The sequence below is a fragment of the Neochlamydia sp. TUME1 genome, assembly GCF_000813645.1.
In the GTDB taxonomy this organism is placed as follows: domain Bacteria; phylum Chlamydiota; class Chlamydiia; order Chlamydiales; family Parachlamydiaceae; genus Neochlamydia.
In genome coordinates this window covers 1-2203 of record NZ_JRXI01000060.1, presented here as the reverse complement: position 1 = coordinate 2203, position 2203 = coordinate 1, and the positions used below count along the sequence as shown (strand labels likewise).

General features: G+C 38.5%; 2 protein-coding genes and 1 pseudogene. All 3 read right to left on the bottom strand.

From position 1 onward, the window contains the following. Positions 1-616 precede the first annotated feature (616 nt). The gene (locus DB41_RS02605; RefSeq protein WP_202965103.1) at positions 617-1282 is read right to left on the bottom strand and encodes a leucine-rich repeat domain-containing protein; all 666 of its coding nucleotides are present in this window, start codon (positions 1280-1282) and stop codon (positions 617-619) included. A 26-nt stretch (positions 1283-1308) separates the two neighbouring features. After that, positions 1309-1968, bottom strand: coding sequence for an F-box protein (locus DB41_RS02600; protein ID WP_155117545.1), 660 nt, complete (start codon positions 1966-1968; stop codon positions 1309-1311). A 116-nt stretch (positions 1969-2084) separates the two neighbouring features. Beyond that, a pseudogene (locus DB41_RS11165) lies at positions 2085-2203 on the bottom strand (IS5/IS1182 family transposase); the annotation flags it as partial.

The following is a 2203-nucleotide window of genomic DNA, read 5'->3' as shown; positions in this document are numbered from 1 at the left end:
CTACGCAAGCCTCTAAGATAGGGAGCAGCAATTCATTGGGCAAGCTTTCAATAGATGCCGAGGAGATAGGATGCATTTTACTTCCTTGGGTAGGGATAACTTTTTTAGCATTTTTATTTTTTTAAAGACAAAATATAAAAATTAAAAAAGCAAGTCAAACGAATTCGTATCCTTATCAATGAAAAACAATTCAAAGATAATCTACCTCGCTTTTATTTCAGATAGATTCAAAGAAAGGGGGTAGACCTTCCAAGCATTTAGGAGCAGACACAGGTTTTTGCGATTAAGTGACGCGGCAATTTTGGTTGGGCTAAAAGAATGAGATTGATTCTTTGCCTTATTTGAGAAAAACGGCTCTTTTTGGCGCCTTGTTTTAATTCTTCTACCGAATGATGGAATACAATACGCCTAGCTTCTTCCTGTCAAGAAAAGTTGTTCTCCCAGCCATAACGCCCTGCGGAAAAAGAGAAAAACTTCTTGTCGTTATAAATGTGTAGGTTAGTTTAAGCTTGCTTAGTTGCTGGAAGGAAAGCGGATTACTTGTTTAAAGATAAGATGGCTAAAAGTTTGTTATTCATTTTAGTTTACTTTAGTTTAAAAAGTACTTACGACCATTCTACAATTGAAAACGCTGCCTTATTTTTTTGGCGATATCTTTCAAAGGATTTTTCGCTAATTCAAGCGTTCGCAGCTGAGACAATTGATCTATTTCTGCGGGCAGACTGGTGAGCTGGTTTTGGCTTAAGTAAAGGAGTTGCAGCTGAGACAATTGTCCGATTTCTACAGGCAGACTGGTGAGCTGGTTTACGCTTAAGTGAAGCCGAGTCAGCTGTGACAATTGACCTATTTCTGTAGGCAGGCTGGTGAGTTGGTTTTCGCCTAAGAGAAGCCGGGTCAGCTGAGACAGCTGCCCGATTTCTGCAGGAAGGCTGGTGAGCTGGTTGCGATATAAGTAAAGATGTTGCAGCTGAGACAGCTGCCTAATTTCTGCAGGAAGGCTGGTGAGCTGGTTTTGGCTTAAATTAAGCCATCGCAGCTGGGACAATTGACCTATTTCTGCAGGCAGAGCGGTGAGCTGGTTTTGACTTAAATCAAGCCATTGCAGCTGAGGTAGCTGCCCGATTTCTGCAGGCAGAGCGGTGAACTGGTTTTGATTTAAGTAAAGATGTTGCAGCTGAGGCAGTTGTCCTATTTCTGCAGGCAGAGCGGTGAGCTGGTTTTGTTCTAAGTAAAGCATTCGCAGCTTAGATAACTGGCATATTTCTGGGGGTAAATAAGTCAAGCCTGCTTTAGATAAATTTAGCGAAGTTAAATCTTTACAATTTCCTTCAATCCAATGTTTAAAAAGCTCTCCTTTTTTTCTAGAGGCAAGTGCTTAATTTCTTCTCGGCCCAAGTATTCTTCCCCACCAGGAAGTTTTTTCCAAAGTAAAAGGCGATTAATATCCAGCAGATAAGAGAAGTAGTTAGTTAAAGTAAAATATTTCTTTTCTTCAGTCTTCCATTTAAATTCTAGAGGAGAGTGCTTACTTTCTTCTCGGCTCAAGTATTCTTCCCCACTAGGAAGTTTTTTCCAGAGTAAAAGGCGATTAATGTTCAGCAGATAAGAGGAGTAGTTAGCTAAAGTAAAATATTTCTTTTCTTTAGTCCTCCATTTAAATTCTAGAGGAGAAAGAGAACTAGCTGAAGTAAAGATTTGCCTAAAAATTGCATTTACCTTTGCTGTTTCAGAAAGCCTACTTTCCAGCTTATAAATCCTATCTAAGATAAAAGCCTGCTTGTTAATATCTCCTTGGGAAACATGTACTTTACCTATTTGTTTATAAAGAGAAGGCATCACTTCAGAAGCCAGCAGATGATGCCATCTTTTACAGACGCTAAATAAGGAAGGAACTACGCAAGCCTCTAAGATAGGGAGTAGCAATTCATTGGGCAAGCTTTCAATAGATGTCGATGAGATAGGATGCATTTTATTTCTTTGGGGGAGGGATAACTTTTCAGTATTTTTATTTTCTAGAACAATATAATAATTAAAAAAGCAAGTCAAAAGAATTCGTATCCTTATCAATAGACCTCTTTCGAAATTCACTCAATCAACTCTAAATTATAAATTCCTGCGATTAAATTGAACCTTAACGAAAATCTTTTGCGCCTATTTCGGTAGCGATCGCATATAATTTTAAATCGCTTCAGATTACCAATAA

Excerpts from the sequence above, each read along its gene's own strand:
- DB41_RS02600 (WP_155117545.1), bottom strand. The coding sequence starts at position 1,968 with ATGCATCCTATCTCATCGACATCTATTGAAAGCTTGCCCAATGAATTG.